We start from the raw sequence: 555 nt of genomic DNA, 5'->3' as shown, positions 1-555 counted from the left end.
GATGCTGGTGGACGGCGGCTTCGCCAGGCATGACGACATCGAGCGCCTGGCGCCGACCACCACCGTGTATGCCCCGCTGCCCAAGCCCAAGGACGCCGAGCGCGATCCTCATGCAGCCCTCCCAGACGACAGCGAGACCATCGCCGCCTGGCGGAAGCGGATGGGCACAGAGACTGCCAAGACGATCTACAAGGAGCGCGCCGCCACTGCCGAATGCGTCAACGCCCTGGCCCGCAACCGCGGTTTGCAGCGTTTCAACGTGTGCGGGTTGGACAAGGTCAAAAGCGTGCTGTTGTGGTATGCACTGGCACATAACCTGATGCGCATGCTTGAGCTTGCGCCTGGGTTGCTGTTGAGTGTGCCGACGATGACCTGAGGGGGGGCGCGGATCGCTGCGATCAGGGCAAAACGCTCCGCTCCGCTGCGCGCCTCTGCATCCCTCCTACCGCGAACCGCGGCCCGGGCACTGCAAAAGCGCGCGAAGCGGAGAATCCAACACTGCTCCCCTGCATCGCGGTACAGCAGGCTCCAGAGTCGAAAACTTCACAGCCTCTG

At 64.5% G+C, this 555-nt stretch carries 1 protein-coding gene; it reads left to right on the top strand.

What is annotated here, in order from left to right; translation table 11 throughout:
• Window positions 1-376, top strand: a 376-nt coding sequence (locus tag ACYVD0_RS20710; RefSeq protein WP_460428548.1) for a transposase, incomplete at its 5' end; no start/stop codon positions are given.
• Window positions 377-555 lie beyond the last annotated feature (179 nt).

The sequence above is a fragment of the Azotobacter armeniacus genome (genome assembly GCF_054779355.1).
This window is presented reverse-complemented; position numbering and strand designations above follow the sequence as displayed.